14 protein-coding genes, 2 tRNA genes and 1 pseudogene are annotated in these 16,843 nt (G+C 69.4%); 10 read left to right on the forward strand and 7 right to left on the reverse strand.

Annotated elements, in window-relative coordinates; all coding sequences use genetic code 11:
* Window positions 1-101: 101 nt before the first annotated feature.
* The 4 genes from ACXR2U_RS16350 (at window position 102) to ACXR2U_RS16365 (ending at window position 3,980) form a co-directional block, all read left to right on the forward strand.
* Window positions 102-464, forward strand: a complete 363-nt coding sequence (locus tag ACXR2U_RS16350) for an ANTAR domain-containing protein (RefSeq protein WP_458826130.1) — start codon at window positions 102-104, stop codon at window positions 462-464.
* 1,131 nt (window positions 465-1,595) lie between these two features.
* Window positions 1,596-2,303, forward strand: coding sequence for a hypothetical protein (locus ACXR2U_RS16355; protein WP_458826131.1), 708 nt, complete (start codon window positions 1,596-1,598; stop codon window positions 2,301-2,303).
* 197 nt (window positions 2,304-2,500) lie between these two features.
* Window positions 2,501-2,890 (forward strand): hypothetical protein, encoded by a 390-nt coding sequence (locus tag ACXR2U_RS16360; RefSeq protein ID WP_458826132.1) that lies wholly within the window; start codon window positions 2,501-2,503, stop codon window positions 2,888-2,890.
* 25 nt (window positions 2,891-2,915) lie between these two features.
* Window positions 2,916-3,980 (forward strand): MBL fold metallo-hydrolase, encoded by a 1,065-nt coding sequence (locus ACXR2U_RS16365; protein ID WP_458826133.1) that lies wholly within the window; start codon window positions 2,916-2,918, stop codon window positions 3,978-3,980.
* Between the two features lie 75 nt (window positions 3,981-4,055).
* On the opposite strand, the gene ACXR2U_RS16370 is transcribed toward ACXR2U_RS16365, so the two are convergent.
* A complete protein-coding gene (locus tag ACXR2U_RS16370) occupies window positions 4,056-4,454 on the reverse strand; it encodes a hypothetical protein (RefSeq protein WP_458826134.1) in 399 nt (132 codons plus the stop codon).
* 282 nt (window positions 4,455-4,736) lie between these two features.
* Between ACXR2U_RS16370 and ACXR2U_RS16375 the strand changes: the two are divergent.
* Window positions 4,737-5,678: pseudogene (locus ACXR2U_RS16375) on the forward strand (tyrosine-type recombinase/integrase); the annotation flags it as partial.
* Between the two features lie 213 nt (window positions 5,679-5,891).
* Here ACXR2U_RS16375 and ACXR2U_RS16380 read toward each other — a convergent pair.
* The 4 genes from ACXR2U_RS16380 to ACXR2U_RS16395 form a co-directional block, all read right to left on the reverse strand.
* Window positions 5,892-5,964: transfer RNA gene (locus tag ACXR2U_RS16380), tRNA-Glu, on the reverse strand.
* A 207-nt stretch (window positions 5,965-6,171) separates the two neighbouring features.
* A complete protein-coding gene (locus ACXR2U_RS16385) occupies window positions 6,172-8,679 on the reverse strand; it encodes an amino acid permease (protein WP_458826135.1) in 2,508 nt (835 codons plus the stop codon).
* A 67-nt stretch (window positions 8,680-8,746) separates the two neighbouring features.
* The gene (locus ACXR2U_RS16390; protein ID WP_458826136.1) at window positions 8,747-9,700 is read right to left on the reverse strand and encodes an asparaginase; all 954 of its coding nucleotides are present in this window, start codon (window positions 9,698-9,700) and stop codon (window positions 8,747-8,749) included.
* Window positions 9,697-10,659 (reverse strand): prephenate dehydrogenase/arogenate dehydrogenase family protein, encoded by a 963-nt coding sequence (locus ACXR2U_RS16395; RefSeq protein ID WP_458826137.1) that lies wholly within the window; start codon window positions 10,657-10,659, stop codon window positions 9,697-9,699. Before ACXR2U_RS16395 ends, ACXR2U_RS16390 begins: the two co-directional genes overlap by 4 nt.
* A 73-nt stretch (window positions 10,660-10,732) precedes the next feature.
* On the opposite strand from ACXR2U_RS16395, the gene ACXR2U_RS16400 reads away from it, so the two are divergent.
* The 3 genes from ACXR2U_RS16400 (at window position 10,733) to ACXR2U_RS16410 (ending at window position 13,425) form a co-directional block, all read left to right on the forward strand.
* Window positions 10,733-11,236, forward strand: coding sequence for a tRNA adenosine deaminase-associated protein (locus tag ACXR2U_RS16400; RefSeq protein WP_458826138.1), 504 nt, complete (start codon window positions 10,733-10,735; stop codon window positions 11,234-11,236).
* Window positions 11,233-11,700 carry a tRNA adenosine(34) deaminase TadA gene (gene tadA, locus ACXR2U_RS16405; protein WP_458826139.1) on the forward strand — a complete coding sequence of 156 codons (468 nt, stop codon included), beginning with the start codon at window positions 11,233-11,235 and terminating at the stop codon, window positions 11,698-11,700. The genes ACXR2U_RS16400 and tadA overlap by 4 nt, the downstream gene beginning before the upstream one ends.
* A 183-nt stretch (window positions 11,701-11,883) precedes the next feature.
* Window positions 11,884-13,425 carry an MFS transporter gene (locus ACXR2U_RS16410; protein WP_458826140.1) on the forward strand — a complete coding sequence of 514 codons (1,542 nt, stop codon included), beginning with the start codon at window positions 11,884-11,886 and terminating at the stop codon, window positions 13,423-13,425.
* Between the two features lie 56 nt (window positions 13,426-13,481).
* Here ACXR2U_RS16410 and xylA read toward each other — a convergent pair whose 3' ends face one another.
* Both xylA and ACXR2U_RS16420 read right to left on the reverse strand, forming a co-directional pair.
* Window positions 13,482-14,669 (reverse strand): xylose isomerase, encoded by a 1,188-nt coding sequence (gene xylA / locus ACXR2U_RS16415; protein WP_458826141.1) that lies wholly within the window; start codon window positions 14,667-14,669, stop codon window positions 13,482-13,484.
* A 113-nt stretch (window positions 14,670-14,782) separates the two neighbouring features.
* Window positions 14,783-15,571: an aldo/keto reductase gene (locus ACXR2U_RS16420; RefSeq protein WP_458826142.1), complete on the reverse strand. Its 789-nt coding sequence runs from the start codon at window positions 15,569-15,571 to the stop codon at window positions 14,783-14,785.
* Between the two features lie 43 nt (window positions 15,572-15,614).
* On the opposite strand from ACXR2U_RS16420, the gene ACXR2U_RS16425 reads away from it, so the two are divergent.
* Together ACXR2U_RS16425 and ACXR2U_RS16430 are read left to right on the forward strand one after the other, a co-directional pair.
* A tRNA-Ser gene (locus ACXR2U_RS16425) sits at window positions 15,615-15,702 on the forward strand.
* A gap of 81 nt (window positions 15,703-15,783) precedes the next feature.
* Complete coding sequence (locus tag ACXR2U_RS16430) at window positions 15,784-16,803, forward strand: LLM class flavin-dependent oxidoreductase (RefSeq protein WP_458826143.1); 1,020 nt, start codon at window positions 15,784-15,786, stop codon at window positions 16,801-16,803.
* Window positions 16,804-16,843 lie beyond the last annotated feature (40 nt).

Below are 16,843 nucleotides of genomic sequence, written 5' to 3' on the forward strand. Positions count from 1 at the left end.
CCTGGGACGACGGCTGCGGCCTCGCCGCCGTCCAGTAGCGTTTCGTCGGTCGGGCCCTTCGAGACCTCGGGGTGTGCGCTCGACACGGCACGGTGGAGTGAATGGTGCACGGGCACGACGACGCGCAGGAGCGGTCCGCGACGGACCGGGTGGAGGAGCTGCAGCGGCAGCGCGAGGAGGACCTCGAGACCATCGCGGGTCTGCAGGAGCAGTCACAGGTCGACCGGGAGATCCTGGCCTCGCTGGTCGAGCAGGGCGTCGCCGACCGGGCGGAGATCGAACAGCTGCAGGCGGCGCTGGTCGCCGCCCGCCGCATCGGCGCGGCCATGGGCATCCTCATGGCCACGCTGAAGGTCGACGAGGACGGCGCGTTCGACCGGCTGCGCACGGCGAGCCAGCACACGAACCGCAAGCTCCGTGACGTCGCCGGTGATGTCGTCTACGCGGGCGCGTTGCCGGACTGATCCGGGCCTCCCTCGCGCTGGGCGCGAGACGGAGCGCTGTCGCGGCCTGTCGGGGGCGGGATCGGGAGCTGTGGGTGCCCCAGGCCACGGGGTCGCGAGCACGGTCAGGCTCGAACCGTTCTCGCCTGATCGCCGAGTCGTTCACGTCGACGGCGCCAGGCCGGGGCGTCGGGATCGGCCGCTCCTTCGCCCCCGACGCGACGCTCTCAGTACACCCGCAATTCGGCGGGGGTACTTGGGTCGCGGTCAAGCTGATCGCCGTACCGGGCTGAGCGCTGGTGCCCGGGTTGCATCGCACGGGTCGTCGCAATCGACGCACCTGAGCGGGCCAACCGCGTTCACGTGAACGCGGTCGGCGACGGAGCCATGGCGCAGCTGGTGCTGCGGAGGGTCCAGCGCCTCGGTCGACGAAAAGGCGGCCTCGTCTGCGGTGGCCGCGTTCAGCTGAACGCGGCCGAGCGGTCCACGCCCGGTGTCGTGGGCGCCCGACACGCCGAAGCGGGGAACCACAACTCCTCGATCGACCTCGAGGCAAGGCGGCCCGACGCAACTTCGGGCCGAGAGCTACCGCCTTGAAAGTCCGAGAAGGGCAGTTTTCGAGCAACCAGCGATTCCGGGCCTGGACGGCTAGAGGCCCCGTATTCATTGGGCTAGATGCTGCTGGTGGTTGCTGGCTGGAACTGGTTGTTACGAGCCCAGCTTGGACGTCCTGCGGACTGTTTGCGGACTAGCGAAGATCAACTTAGAGCGGTTGTTGCCTCGGCGGACGCGGCTGAGATCATGGACGGCGCTGGCGCACATAGCTCTACGGCGCTGCTTTGCCGCACTGTCGGCGAGCTGGTCGCTGTGAGAGACGGCCGACGACGAGCCGGCCTTCGACTGGGCCGGTCCGGGTGCCGTTGATGCGCCCGCCCACCCGCAACGCAAGGTGAGCAGCGGGTCCTGAGAGGCACGTCACATCGAGGCTGACAGTGAAGAAACGCTGCCGACACTGGGGCGCGACGCCTGGTCTTGTGTCGAAGCGACGCGACGAGGCGGCGTGGCAAGTGAACTAAACAGCTCAGACAGCTTTGTCTGGGCTAGCCTCACGTTCATGCCCGGTCTTCGACAGTCCGACGACGGTTGCTAACGGTGCTGCCCCCCATCGAGATGGATCTGACCTCCGTCGTGGTCCGGGGAATTTTCAATCCCGCGATTGTTGCTCCAGGGTGGCTCACAGCGCAGGAGCTCGTGAGTCCGAAAGAAGATGTCCAAGTCGAGGTGATTTCACCGGAAGTTTCAGTTTTGAAAACGGATTGGTTTCGACTTCAAGTCACTCGCGATGGTCTTCAAGTCGAGACGGAACGTGTCGAAGAGCGTGAGCGCGCCCGCGATATTGTGTTAGGCATCTTGCAAACTTTGCCTCACACTCCGCTGGTAGCTATTGGGATCAATCGAGCGGCGCATGCTCAACTGCCGAGTGCTGAGAAGTATCACGCAGCTGGCGATGCCATCATGCCTAAAGCTTTCTGGGAGAGCTTCCTGACCGCACCTGGTCTACGGAGTTCAACCATTTGGTCTGTGCGACCAGACACCTATGTTGGGCGGTTATCCGAAACGGTGGAGCCGTCTCAGGCTGTCAAGTTCGGTCTTTACATAGCACACAATGATCATTACGTACTTCAGAAGTACGACGAACCTGTGAGCGGACGCGACGACCCTCGATTCTTTGCGGAAGTTGCCCTCGAGCCGAAGCCAGAGAACTTCCCGCTTGCAATTGAAATCTTGCGTGACGACTGGACTAACGCAATGGCTCGTGCGGATGTGCTTGTCGCTAGGGTACTGGAGCTAACCGAATGACGTCTTTGCTTACTTCGTCGATTCATGCCAATTATAGCGTCAGTAACGCAAGGGATGACTCCTCGTCGGGGTTTACTTTTGAGATGCCGTCGGAGCCAGTGGTATATCGCATCAAAGCAGACACCGTTGATGATTCGACATCGAGGTCGCAGAAATCGACCTTGATAACTACCGCATCGCGAGTTGACGAACAGCGAATGCGCGACGCAACAAGCTTGCGCAAGCAAAAGAGAGTATTGCGGCCCGCTCAACCGTATTTCATCGATGGGCTTGAGAAGTGGGAGGGCGTTATCACGCAAGTTTACGCTCGGAACTTCAGTGCAAAAATGTCGAGGCCTGAGGATTTTACAGTGGTTGAAGCGGAGTTCGACCTTCATTTGATCTCAGATCTTGACGCGGATCGCATCAAGCCCGGCTCGCGGTTCTACTTCACGGTCCGAACGGTTGTGAACAGCCGGGGCCGTCCGGCTCGGACGGCATCAGTGGTGATGCAATGGCCCGGGCGGTGGACTGCGGAGGAGATCGTGGCGCGCGACGAGCGGGCGCGTTCGCTCGCCGCTACGCTCGCGGCGGCGATGGGTGACTAGTGCGGCGCAAGACGAGCCGCCGGCAGTGGAGGAGCTCGAGGTCTCCCTCTTTGGTCCAGGCGTCGGTGAATCCATCGCTCTGCACCTTCCGGGCGGTGAATGGCTTGTCGTTGATTCTTGTTTAGATCGGACCACCGGTAGGTCCGCAGCGCGTTCTTACCTCGAGCGCTTAGGTGTTACGTTAGACAACGTAAAGCTTATCGTTGCAACCCACATTCACGACGACCACCTTCGAGGCATCGCTGACCTGTTCGCCGATGCGCCAGCGGCGCGGTTTGTATTGCCTCAGGCCATAGGACCTCGCGAATTTGCGAACCTCATATCTTTCGATGAGGGACTCGCGGCAGCAGCCACCGGTCGTACCAATTCTGAGATCGCCGCGATCGGCCGAGAAGTTGTTAAACGAATCGAGTCTGGCAGTCCTGCATCGCCTGTTGCGAGAGCTGTAGAGGGGCGGGTCCTCCTCGAATCTGAGGAGTATGAAGTGCGAGCTCTATCGCCGTCAGACGAGGCGGTGACGCTAGCGATGCAGAAGTTGCACGAAGCCTTCACGTCGGAAGAACAGTTGAAAGAGTCTGCATTCATCGACCCTAATGAGCTAGCTATCGCGCTGTGGGTGCAAGCTGGTAACGCTTCGATTCTGCTGGGTTCTGATCTGACGAACGGACCGGAACGGTGTGGCTGGTCGGCGGTACTGGCAACGTTTGCGCCCGCCCAGAAAGCTTCGCTATTCAAAGTGCCTCATCACGGTTCGCCTACGTCGCAGAATGACGAGGTCTGGAGCCAACTTCTCGACGACGGCGCCGTTGCGGTCGTTGCGCCCTACCGTGCCGGTCGGCGGCCGCTTCCGAGCGAGACGGACCAAAAGTTTCTCGGCGATCGAGCTGGTGTTGTGTTTCAGACCGCGCCAACGCGAACCTCGCCGGAAACAGAGGAAGACAGACGGCGTTTGGCGTCGATCGCTACGCTCGGAAGTCATGTTCGTCTAGTCAGCGGAGATGTTGGGCAGGTACAACTCCGTTGCGACCCGAAGGAGGCAAGCCCGGTTTGGCGGGCCGCGCTCCGTCCGCCCGCCTATCGGGCTGCGTGACCGCCTCAGTCGCTACGCCACAGGATCAGCGTAGGCAGAGAAGGCGCGGGACGGCGGCTGAGGCGTGGCGGCGATCTATCCCTGCATGAGGTGCGACTCGCGGCGACGGATTGCCGCGACGACCTCGTTGACGGCTGTTGCGACTGTTGCAAGGTCGCGCTGGTAGACGCCGCCCGAGTGGAGATCGTGAGCCAAGCGGCGGAGCTCGGCCGGCCAGTCCCGGCGCGCTGGTGGCGGGGGAGCGGCGGGCGCCTGCGGTCGACACGCGACCTTGACGCGGCGCTCGACGACCTCGACGGCGCTGCGGCCGGAGGTGGCGGCGCGGGTCTGTTCCCATGCTCTCTGCCTGCACGAGGGTGAGCACCACTTCGGCAGCCGGCCCGTCTCCTTCACGTCGATCGCGCCGCCGCACCAGGCGCAGGTCGAGGCGGCGCGTCTGCGCTGCTGGGCGTCGGTGAGGTCCTCGTCCGCCATTGCTGACGGTGTCGACCGGGCGGCGCGACGGCGTTCCTGTTCGCGCCGGCGGGCTCGTTCGCGAGCCTTTCTGTCACGGCTCACGGCGTCCTCCTCGTCGCTCGTTTCGTCACGACGGAACCCGCGCCGACCAAAAGTGCATGAGGTGTGTGCGTCCGGCTGTCGTGCTGTCGAGGGTCGCGAGCGGGGGCCGCGGAGGGAAGCGGCGTGTGGCGTTGGGTTGCGCAATGCGTAGCTCAGCGCGCGACTGGAGCGGCGGAGCGGTGCGACGATGGGGCGACCATGGCCAGCATCGCGAGGCGGGACGACGGGCGCTGGCGCGCCCGGTACCGCGACCCGGCCGGCCGCGAGCACGCGCGGCACTTCACGCGGAAGGTCGACGCGCAGCGGTGGCTCGACGGCGTCGTCACCGCGGTGAACACCGGTGCATGGGTCGATCCGGCCCGGGCGCAGGTGACGGTCGCCGAGTGGGCCAAGGAGTGGCTCGAGGGACAGTCGCACCTGAAGCCGAGCTCGTGGGAGCGCTACGCAGGCATCCTGCGCGAGCACGTGCTGCCCGAGTGGGGCGAGCGGCGCATCGCCGACATGACCCACGCCGAGATCCAGCGCTGGGTCACGGGCTTGATGCTCGAGTCGTCACCGTCGACGGTGCACAAGATCCACCGCACGCTGTCGCTGGTGCTCAAGCTCGCGGTGAAGGACGGGCGGCTGGTCCGCAACCCGGCCGACGGCGTCAACCTGCCGCGCATCGTCGCGACTGAGCACGTCTACCTCACCCACGACCAGGTCGACGAGCTCGCGCAGCGGTGCGGGCCGCACCGGCTGACGGTGCTGTTCCTCGCCTATACCGGCGTCCGGTTCGGTGAGATGGCCGCGCTTCGGGTCCGCCGGCTCGACCTCCGGCGGCGCCGGGCCACCATCGCCGAGTCGGTGACGCTGGTCCGCGGCGAGCGTGTCTGGGGCACGCCCAAGGGCCACGAGCGGCGGGCGGTGCCGATCCCCCGGTTCCTCGTCGATGAGCTGGCCGAGCACGTCGCGGGCAAGGGCCGGGAGGACTTGGTCTTCCCGGGCGTCCGCGGCGGTCCGCTGCGCGCCCAGAGCTTCCAGCGCACCGTGCTGACCGACGCTGCGAATGCGATGGGCCTGACCGGCTTCCACCCCCACCTGCTGCGCCACACCGCCGCGAGCCTCGCCATCGCGGCCGGCGCCAACGTCAAGGTCGTGCAGTCGATGCTCGGCCACAAGACCGCGACCATGACGCTCGACCTCTACGGCCACCTGTTCGCGGACCAGCTCGACGAGGTGGCCGACGCCCTCGACGCGGCGCGTCAGCGCGGACTGTCTGCGGACTTTCTGCGGACTGAACGTTGCACCGGCGGTCAATCCCAGGTCGAGGCAAGTGCCTCTGCCCCAGCAAAGACGGGGCCTGTAGCGAAGTACCCCCAACGGGATTCGAACCCGTGCTACCGCCTTGAAAGGGCGGCGTCCTAGGCCACTAGACGATGAGGGCGTGCCAGGGGAGTTTAGGCGACCCGGTGGGCGCGGCGGGCACTCGGCTCCGACGGGCCGGCTCGGCGGTCGGGCGCCGGCGTTGTGCCCGCTACCGGGCACACGAGCGACCGGCGTGCCCGCTACCGGGCACATCGGGCCGCGATGTGCCTGCTACCGGGCACATCGTGCGCGCCGCGACCAGCCGCCCGCACCCGAACGACAGGGATCAGGTGTCGGACGTCTCGGTGTCGACGGACGCGGGGTCGTCGACCAGCTCGTAGGTGGGGTTCGCGAGGGCGAGGTGGCCCTTGTACTCACCCACCGTGCCCTTGGCGCGGACCCACGTGCCGGGTTCGATGCCGGGGATCGAGGTGCGGCCCATGAACAGCAGGCGGACGCCGCCGGTGTCGTCGAACAGCTGCGCCTCGAGGCTCTTGCCGGCCGACGTGCCGATCTGGACGGCGGTGATGCGGCCTTCGACGACCACGCGCTGCCGCCAGCTGACCGAGCCGATGGGGCTGGTGCCGTCGGCGCGGGGTTCGGCGGGGGCGGTGGCCTTCTCCATGCGGATCGCCTCGCGGCCGCCGTCCTCCTCGACCACGCGGGTGGGCGGCAGGGCCTTCTCCTGCGCGGCGCGCTCCTGCTGCTCCTCCATCCGGTCCTCGACGGCCGGGTCGAGGGTGGTGTCGAACGGGACGATGGTCGCGGCGACGTGGGGGATGCGGCCGACGGCCTCGGCGATGCGGTCGGCGGTGCGGTCGTGCAGCAGCCGCGAGCTCAACCGCGGGAAGGTGCGGCGGGGGAGCAGGACGGTGACCTCGGCGTGGTCCTGGATGACTGTCCGCAGCGCGAGTTCGGTCGAGGCGCGGATGAGGCGGCGGTCCTGGCACTCAACGATCTCCAGCGGCACCCGGTCGCCCAGGCCGCGCTCGATCCACGACCGCTCGAGGCGCTGCGCCACCTCGTTGTCGAGCATGATGTGCACCGCGCGGATCTCGGTGGGGCGCAGCGAGCCGGCGTAGCGGACCGCGCGCAGCACGGCGAGGTCGAGCCGGTCGACCGCCACCAGCACCACGTGCCGGGGGTAGTGCGGCAGGCCCTTGCCGTCCTTGCGGAAGCTCGTCACCAGGTCCAGCGCGCGCGACTCCCGCCGGTACTGCCGGTTGAGGCGCAGGGTGGCGTACCAGAGGATCGGGAACGCGACGATGACCACCCACGCGCCCTCGGTGAACTTGACGACGGCGAAGATCCCGACGACCAGCGTCGACACCACCCCGCCCGCCAGGTTGACCCAGAACTTCTTCTTCCAGCCCGGTTCCTTGTGGATCGTGTGGTACTTCGCCATGCCGTAGCCCGCGAGCGCGAACCCGGTGAACACGCCGATGGCGTAGAGCGGGACGAGCAGGTTGACGTTGGCGCGGGTGACGACGACCAGGACCAGCGCCACGATCGTCAGCACGATGATGCCGTTGCTGAAGGCCAACCGGTGCCCGCGGCGGGTCAGTTGCCGGGGCAGGAACGAGTCCTCGGCGACGAAGTTGGCGAGGAACGGGAAGCCGGTGAACGGGGTGTTCGCGCCGGTCAACAGGATCAGCGCGGTGGCGATCTGCACCACGGCGAACCCGACCCGGCCCGCCACCGAGTCCCCGAAGGCGGCCTTGGCCACCTGCGAGAGCACGGTCGGGGAGCCGGACTCGTAGGGCGTCGCGTGGGTCTCGTAGGCCAGCCACGAGATGCCCGCGACGAGCGAGCCCAGCATCAACGACATGATCGACAACGTGCGCCGGGCGTTGGGGCCGTTGGGTTTCTGGAACGCGCTGACGGAGTCGGAGATCGCCTCGAGCCCGGTCAGGGACGCGCCGCCGTTGGCGAACGCGCGCAGCAGTACGAAGATCGCGGCGCCGGACAGGATCGGGTTGTGCTCGTCGAGGACCTTGATCATGCCCTCGGTGGCGCCGGCGTCGTAGACCGGCAGATCACCGAGGATCTCCCGGATGATCCCGATGATGATCACCGAGCCGACGGAGATGACGAAGAAGTAGGTCGGGAACGCGAACACCCGCCCGGCCTCGCGCAGCCCGCGCAGGTTGGCGTACGCCAGCACCAGCACGATGACGACCGTCATCTCCAGCCGGACCGGGTCCAGGGTCGGCGCGAGCGAGGTCACCGCCGCCACGCACGCCGACGACTGCACCGCGACCGTGACGATGTAGTCGATGAGCAGGGCCACGGCCGCGAGTTGGGCCGTGCCGCGGTTGAAGTTGTCGCGCGCGACGACGTACGACCCGCCGGCGCGGGTGTAGATCATGACGACCTCGCGGTAGCTGAGGGTCATGATCAGCAGCACGACGAGCACGACGGCCGTCATCGGCAGCAGGATCTGGAAGCCGGACAGGCCGAACGCGACCAGCAGCGCCAGCAGGATCTGCTCGGTGCCGTACGCCGACGAGGAGATGCAGTCGCTCGACAGCACGCCGAGCGCGACCTTCTTGGACAGCTTCTCCTCGTGGAGCTTGGCCGTCACGAGCGGCGGGCCGAGCAGGACCCGCTTGATCCGGTAGCCGGTGCGCTCGGGGATGTCGACGAGGTTGGCGATCGCGTCGTGGTTCTTCGACGGCGGGGTCGGCGCGGGCACCGACGGGTCGTCCCGACCGACACCCGACGGGGGCGGTGACGGGTCGCCGGGGGCGGCCAGCACTCCGCCGGCCCCTGGGTCCGGCGCGCTCGCGCTCATGAGCGCTGAGGCTACGACGTGATCGCGCCGGGCACGCGCCGGGTGTGACGGGGCCGTGCGCGGGGTCTCAGCCGTCCAGCAGACCGGCGCGCACGCGCACGCTGCCGACCACGTCGGCGCCGCCGAGCACCGGTTGGGTCGACGGCGGCAGGTCACCGTCGGCGCCGAGCCAGGCGAACACGGCGCCGGCGACGACCTCGGCCGCCCGCACCGCGCCGTCGTCGATCTTCACCGCGAACGCCGCCCCACCCGGCAGGGCCGCCGCGAACACGCCCTCGGCGCCGTTCTTGGCCAGGACGCCGGTGACGCCCGCCAGCACGCGCGTGGTGAACCGGCCCGTGCCGTCGACCAGTACCGGCCGGGCCCGCATGGCCTCGGCGACCGGCGACTCCCGCAGCTCACGGAAGCTGCGGGCGAGGCCGCGCAGTGACAGGGCGTGCAGGGGTAGCCCGCAGCCGTCGACGGTGGACGCGGCGATCTTCTCGCCCGCGATCTGTTCGAGGGTGTCGCGCAGGTGGTGCTGCAGCGGGTGGTCCGGGTCGAGGTAGCCCGCGGTCGGCCATCCCTGCTGCTGACAGGCCCGCAGCAGCGCGGCGTGCTTGCCCGAGCAGTTCATGAAGATCCGTCGGCCGTCCTGCCCCGCCTCGTAGGCCGCGGCGAAGGCCGCGGGGTCCAGGGGCCAGGCGGGCGGGCAGCCGAGGTCGCTCTCGTCGAGGCCGCCGTCGGCCAGCGTCGAGGTGACGACCTCGACGTGCACCGGCTCGCCCGCGTGCGAGGCCGCGGCCATCGCGAGTTGCTCCTGGGTCAGCGTGACGCCCGCTGACAGGACTGCTGCTGCCTGCAACGGTTTGGCGGCGGAGCGCCAGAACACTGGCAGGTCCGGGCGTCCGCGTTCGAGGACGAGGTCGCCCCGCGGGCCGAGGACGACGAGGTGACCGGTGTGCACCGACTCCACGACCCCGCCGCGTTCGACTTCGACGAGCACCGGACCCGGCCCGGCCTGCGATGCGGAGAGGGTCACCGCGGCCGCATCCCGAGCAGGCGCACACCGTCGTCGTCGCGCAGGACGGCCGTCACCCAACCACCGGCGCGCCCGTGGGCCCGCAGCGACTCGGGATCGCCGGAGAGCTCGACCGGACCGAACAGGCGTCGTTCCCAGCCGATCCGCGCGGCGTGGCCCTGCTCGGCGAGCGAGAGCACCGACCCGCCGGAGGCCAGGGCGTCGCGCGCCTGCTGCAGTTCGGCGATGACGTCGTCGAGGGAATCGACCAGGGTGGTGTTGCCGTCACACCAACTCGCGACCAGCGGCGGCCGGGTGCGGGCCACGCGCGACCCGGACGTGTACGAGCCCGCGGCGAGACTCAGGGCGAGCGGCCCCGCGGCGATGCCGCTGACCGCGAGGGCCTCGCCCAGCATGTGCGGCAGACCGATGACCCGCGCGACCGCGGCGTCCTGCTCGGCGGCGGTGGTGGGCACCGGCTTCGCCCCGAGGTCGCAGGCGAGTTCGGCCATGGCCAGCCACGCCTCGAGGTCGGTGTCGGGCTCGATCGTCAGCGCCCACGGGGCGTCGCGGAACAGCATCGGGTCCGACGCCAGCCAGCCGCTGAACTCGGTGCCGGCCAGGGGGTGGCCGCCGACGAACCGCGCGCGTGGGGCGAGGCGGCGGACGGCCTCGAGGACGGGCAGCTTCAGCGTGCCGACGTCGGTGAGCACCGCCCCGGCGCCCAGGTGCGGCGCGGTGGCCTCGACGGCCGCGGCCAGTTCCGGCAGCGGCATGGCGAGCACGACGAGGTCGGCGCCGTGCACCGCGCCCTGCACGCTCGCCGCGACCGGGAACCCGCTGGCCGACACGGCCGACACGGTCGCGGCGTCGGGGTCGTAGCCGACCACGTCGTGGCCGCTGTGGCGCACCGCGCGGACCAGTGAGCCGCCGATGAGGCCGAGCCCGAGCACGGCGACGCGGCCGAAGGAAGCAGTCACGACGCTCAACCCTAAGGCCCCGGGATCGACATCCTCCTTCCCCCGCGGTCCTCCGGGGTGCCACCATGAGGGTGTGACCGCCACGACTTCCGATTCCGTCGGGTTCGCCGTGGCCGTCAGCCGCAGCGAGGGCCGCTGGCGCGTCGAGCCGCTGCCCCCGACCGTCCTCGACGACCTCACCGTGCTGCTCGCCGCGTTGCGCTCGCAACCGTCCGAGGGCGGGCCCTTCGTCGCCGCCGCCGTCGACGACGAGTTCTTCGTGCTCGCCCGCATGGACGGCCCGAAGATCGCGCTGTTGCTGTCGGATCTCACCGCCGCCGTCGAGTACCCACTGGCCGAGCAGGTGCTCGAACGTCTCGGCGAGGAACCCCCCGACGAGGACGAACTCGACGAGGTCTGGCCGATCGGCGACCTCGACCTGCTCTCCGACCTCGGGGTGTCCGAGGACGACCTCACCGACATCGTCGACGACCTCGACGCCTACCCCGACGAGATGCTCGAGGAGATCGCCGAGCGGCTCGACATCGCCGAGGACTACCTCGCGGCCGTTCGGACGGTCTCGCCCGCTCGCCGGTGATCGTCCGCCCCGCCGACGACGCCGCTCTCGCCCTCGCTCTCGAGCACGCCCGCCGTGCCGGTGACCGCGGCGAGGTGCCGATCGGAGCCGTCGTGCTCTCGCCCGCGGGCGACGTGATCGGTGTCGGGTGCAACGAACGCGAGACGACCCACGACCCGACCGGTCACGCCGAGGTCGTCGCACTGCGGGCTGCCGGCGCCGCGCTCGGGACGTGGCGGCTCGACGGCTGCACGCTGGCGGTGACGCTCGAACCGTGCACGATGTGCGCCGGCGCGTTGGTGCTCGCCCGGGTGGCGCGGGTGGTGTTCGGCGCGTGGGACCCCGCGTACGGCGCGGCCGGATCGCTGCGCGACGTCCTGCGTGACACCCGGCTCAACCACAACCCCGAGGTCGTCGGAGGTGTTCGCGCCATGGAGTGTCAGGCGGTGCTCGACGACTTCTTCGCCGCGCGCCGCACGCCCTGAGGGTGGACGCGGGCCGTCCGGCGTGTTCGGGTCGCGTCAGGCGGCCGGGAGACCGGAACACCCTCGGCGGGGCGGAGGTTGGGCCGGGAGCTGGGCCGCGTCACTGCGACCGAGGTCGGCCCTCGGGTCGACGCGCCGCCGAAGGTCTTCGCGCGGTCCCACCTGCGAGAGGTACCGCGCTCCATGACGCACGCGACGACCGGATCCGACGACGCCCGGACGCAGGTGGTCCCGCCGTCCGCTCCCACCGGTGCGGCCCACCCGGGCGGCCCGCAGGACGGCGCATCACCCCACCACGCGCGGCGCTGGCTGGTGCTGGTGGTCGTCGCGATCGCCCAGCTGATGGTCGTGCTCGACGCGACGATCGTGAACATCGCGCTGCCCTCGGCCCAGAAGGCCCTCGGGTTCGCCGACACCGACCGTCAGTGGATCGTCACGGCGTACGCCCTCGCCTTCGGCAGCCTGCTGCTGCTCGGCGGCAAGCTCGGCGACCTGTTCGGCCGCAAGACCACCTTCATCGTCGGGCTCGTCGGCTTCGCCGTCGCCTCCGCCCTGGGCGGCGCGGCGGAGTCGTTCGGAGTCCTGGTCGGCGCGCGCGTCCTGCAGGGGATCTTCGGTGCGCTCCTGGCGCCGGCGGCGCTCGCGACCCTGGCCACGACCTTCACCGACCCCCGCGAACGCTCCAAGGCGTTCGGGGTGTTCGGCGCGGTGGCGGGCGGCGGCAGTGCGGTCGGCCTCGTGCTCGGCGGTGCGCTCACCGAGTGGCTCTCGTGGCGCTGGTGCCTCTACGTCAACCTGGTGTTCGCCGCGGTCGCGGTGGTCGGCGCCGTCGCCCTGCTGCACAACGCCCGCGGGGCGACCCGTCCGAAGCTGGACGTGCCGGGCACGCTGCTCGCATCGGCCGGGCTGTTCCTCGTGGTCTTCGGCTTCTCGCACGCCGCGACCGACGGCTGGACCGACACCGTCACCCTGACCGCGATCGTCGCGGGCGTCGTCCTCCTGGGCGCGTTCGTCCTCGTGCAGCGCCGCGTCGCGCACCCGCTACTGCCGCTGCGGGTCCTCGCCAGCCGGGTGCGGGGGACCTCGTACCTCGCGGTGGGGCTGTCGGCCATCGCGATCTTCGCCGTCTTCCTGTTCCTCACGTACTACCTGCAGCAGGTGAAGGACTTCAGCCCGATCGTCACCGGGCTGAGCTTCCTGCCGCTGACCGCGGGCATCGTCACCGCGTCGACCAACGCCAACATCGTGCTGCTGCCGCGCTTCGGTCCCCGTCCGCTGGTGCCGACCGGCATGGCGCTCGGCGCCCTCGGGATGTTCCTGCTGGCCCGGCTGTCGCCGACGTCGAGCTACGCCGGCGGGGTGCTGCCGTCGCTGATCGTCCTGGGCCTCGGGTTCGGTCTGATCTTCGCGCCCGCCATCAGCAGCGCGACCTACGGCGTCGAACGCCAGGACGCCGGGGTGGCGTCGGCGATGGTCAACACCATGCAGCAGGTCGGCGGCTCGGTGGGCACGGCGTTGCTGTCGACCCTGGCGGCCAGTTCGACGGTGCGGTTCGCCCGGACCCACACCCGGTCCGACGAGCAGGTCCTCGCCGCGGTCCACGGCTACACCACGGCGTTCCTGCTGTCGGGCAGCATCTTCGTCGTCGGCGCCGTGCTGACGGCGCTGCTACTGCCGTCAGGCGTGCTGCGGCCCGAGCAGCCGGCCGCGCCCGCCGCCCACTGAACGCCGACGACGCGAGCGGGATCCCGCTCGCGTCGTCGGCAACGTTCTGACGTGGGTCAGCGCACCCCGAGCAGGTGCTCGAGCGCGAGGCGCTGGAGCCGGGCGTAGCCGTACCCCTGGTTCCGGGCGCCCTCGAGGTCGTAGTCCTCGTAGGAACTGCGGTCGGCGAGCAGGTCGTCGTAGCTCTCGCCGTCGTTCAGCGTCGACTCGGCCAGCTGCGCGACGCGGGCCGCAGCCAACGCCTCCTGCACCTCGGGATCGGCGCGGAACGCCCGCGACCGGTCACGCAGCGTCAGGTACAGCTCCATGTTGGCCAGCGCCGACTCCCACACGCCGTCCATGTTCTCGGTGCGCAGCGGCTTGTAGTCGAAGTGGCGGTCGCCGTCGTAGGTCGGCCCGCCGCCGGGCGCGCCGTTCTCCAGCAGGTCGACGGTGGAGAAGGCCTGGAGCAGGTCGCCGTACCCGAACACGAGGTCCTGGTCGTAGCGCGGACCCTTCTGGCCGTTGAGGTCGATGTGGAACAACTTGCCCTGCCACAGCGCCTGGGCGATGCCGTGCGTGTAGTTGAGGCTCGCCATCTGCTCGTGCCCGGTCTCGGGGTTGATGCCGACCATCTCGTGGTGCTCGAGCTGCGAGATGAACGCGAGCGCGTGACCGATCGAGGGCAGCAGGATGTCGCCGCGGGGCTCGTTGGGCTTGGGTTCGATGGCGAACCGCATGTTGTAGCCCTTGTCGATCGAGTACTGCGCGAGCAGGTCGATGCCCTCGCGGTACCGGTCGAGAGCGGACCGCACGTCCTTGGCGAAGTCGACCTCGGAACCCTCGCGGCCGCCCCAGAACACGTAGATCTCGGCGCCCAGTTCGGCGGCGAGGTCCATGTTCCGCATGACCTTGCGCAAGGCGTAGCGGCGGACGCCGCGGTCGTTGCTGGTGAAGCCGCCGTCCTTGAAGACGGGATCGCCGAACAGGTTGGTCGTCACCATCGGGACGACCAGCCCGGTCTCCTCGAGCGCGCCCTTGAACTCGGTGATGATCCGGTCGCGGTCGGTCGCCGAGGAGTCGGGCGGGATCAGGTCGTCGTCGTGGAAGGTGATGCCGTAGGCGCCGAGGTCGGCCAGCTTGTGCACGGCCTCGACGCCGGCGAGCACGGGGCGGGTCGCCTCGCCGAACAGGTCGCGGGCCTGCCAGCCGACGGTCCACAGACCGAAGCTGAACTTGTCCTCGCGGGTGGGAACGGGCGCCATGAGAATCCTCTGGTGGTCGGGAACGGGGTCGGAAGTCTCCCCTTCAGAGCCCATACCGCAACGGCGACCGGTTCTCTCCGTGGAGTGACTTTAGGATCCGCGGCCCCGTCCGACTACCGGTCGGCGAGGGCGTCGACCTCCGCCATCTGGTCGTCGGACAGTTCGAAGTCGAAGACGTCGAGGTTCTGCGCGATGCGCTCGGGCTTGACGGACTTCGGGATGGCCACGACGTCGTGCTGCACGTGCCACCGGAAGATGACCTGCGGGACGGTCACCGCGTGCTCCTCGGCGATGCGGACCAGCGCCGGGTCGTCGAGGTCGGTGATCTTCAGCGCGCTGTAGCCCTCGAGCACGACCCCGCGTTCGGTGAGGTCGGCGGCGAAGCCCGGGTCGTAGTCCGGCGGCCCCCACCGCACCTGGTCCAGCGCCGGTGCGACGCCGGTGGCCTTCGTCAGTTCGTCGATCTGACTGATCGAGTAGTTGCTGACGCCGACCGCGCGGGCGAGGCCGTCCTCCCGCGCCTGGAGCAACTGCTCCCAGAGCGGGACGAGCGCGGAGCCGTCGCTCCAGTGGATGAGCCAGAGGTCGAGGTGGTCGGTCTGCAGGTCCTCGAGCGACTTCTCCAGCGTCGCCCGGGCCTGACCGGCGCGGTCCGGCGGGATCTTGGTGGTGAGGAAGACGTCGTCGCGGGCGACGCCGCTGTCGGTCATCGCCCGCCCGACCTCGGTGTGGTTGCGGTACATCCAGGCCGTGTCGACGTGGCGGTAGCCGAGCTCGAGGGCGGTGGTGACCGACTCGTACGCGTCGTCGCCGCGTGCCTGCCAGGTGCCGAAGCCGACAATCGGGATCGCGCCCGCGTGGCCGTGGTGGAACGGGAGGGAGGGGATCTCCGGGGTCGCCATACAGGCAGGCTGCCCCACCAGGCGGTCCGCTACCCTCATCGGCGGTGGCGTGTCCGAGCGGCCAAAGGAGCACGCCTCGAAAGCGTGTGTGGGTAACACCACCGTGGGTTCGAATCCCACCGCCACCGCCAAGGACAACGCCCCGCGTTCGGATGGACGCGGGGCGTCGTGCATCCCGGAACACTTCCCGGTGGTTGAGCGTTCAACCGGCCATGAAGCACATCGGGTTCCTCTCGTTCGGACACTGGTCCGACTCCCTGTACTCCAAGACGCGCTCCGCGTCGGACGTGCTGCTGCAGTCGATCGACCTCGCGGTCGCGGCCGAGGAGCTCGGTGCCGACGGTGCGTACTTCCGGGTGCACCACTACGCGCGGCAGCTGGCCTCGCCGTTCCCGCTCTTGGCGGCGGTCGGCGCTCGCACCAGCCGGATCGAGATCGGCACCGGCGTCATCGACATGCGGTACGAGAACCCGCTGTACATGGCGGAGGACGCCGCCGCGGCCGACCTCATCTCGGGCGGCCGGCTGCAGCTCGGCATCAGCCGGGGATCGCCGGAGCAGGTCATCGAGGGCTACAAGTACTTCGGCTACGTCCCCGGCGAGGGCCAGGACGACGCCGACATGGCCCGCGAGCACACCTCGGTGTTCCTCGACGTGATCCGCGGTGAGGGGTTCGCCGAGCCGAACCCGCGCCCGATGTTCGCGAACCCGCCGGGACTGCTCCGCATCGAGCCGTACTCGGAGGGTCTGCGCGACCGGATCTGGTGGGGCGCCGGCACACGCGCGACGGCTGAGTGGACCGCGCAGCAGGGGATGAACCTCATGAGCTCGACGCTGCTGTCGGAGGACACCGGCGTCCCGTTCCACCAGCTGCAGGCCGAGCAGATCCTGCGGTTCCGCAAGGCGTGGGCCGACGCCGGCCACCCCCGCGAGCCGCGCGTCTCGGTCAGCCGGAGCATCTTCCCGATCGTCACCGACGAGGACCGGGCGTACTTCGGCAACGACACCCGCAGCAGTGACCAGGTCGGGTTCCTCGACGGCGGCAAGGCCCGCTTCGGCAAGACCTACGCCGGCGAGCCGGACCAGCTGGTCGAGCAACTGCGCGAGGACGAGGCGATCGCCGCGGCCGACACGCTGCTGCTGACGATCCCGAACCAGCTGGGCGTGGACTACTGCGCCCACGTGCTCGAGTCGCTGCTCACGCACGTCGCCCCGGAGCTCGGCTGGCGCTGACGCCTCTTCTCGCACCCACGACCGCCCGTGTCCCCCGGAC

It is taken from the genome of Jatrophihabitans sp. YIM 134969 (genome assembly GCF_054456675.1).